Annotated in this window: 1 pseudogene; it reads right to left on the minus strand. The window is 67.4% G+C overall.

The annotated features are described in order from the left end of the window. A pseudogene (locus APY03_RS42950) lies at positions 1 to 356 on the minus strand (IS66 family transposase); the annotation flags it as partial.

Below are 356 nucleotides of genomic sequence, written 5' to 3' on the forward strand. Positions count from 1 at the left end.
GATCGAACCCGGCGCGAAGCCCTGGCTCTCATGCAGATCCCAGAACGGTCGACGCGCGTGAGCCCAACAAGATGCTTCGACGACATGCCCGCTCGCGTAGACCTTGCCGTACCCAGAGTAGGCATCGGCCTGAAGGATGCCGCTGTAGTTCGCAAGGTGCGCCTGCGGATGCTCGCCCTTGCGGTTGGGCGAGTAGCGATACCAGGCCGCAGGCGGCTGTGTGCTTCCGGCCGGCCGGTCGTCGCGCACGTAGACCCACAGCCTGCCGGTCTTGGTGCGACCGCGGCCGGGATCGAGCACGGCCACTGGCGTGTCATCGGCATGCACCTTCTCGCCGGCCAGCACGTAGCGCCCGA

Origin of the sequence: Variovorax sp. WDL1, from assembly GCF_001541225.1 — a bacterium.
GTDB lineage: Bacteria > Pseudomonadota > Gammaproteobacteria > Burkholderiales > Burkholderiaceae_C > Variovorax.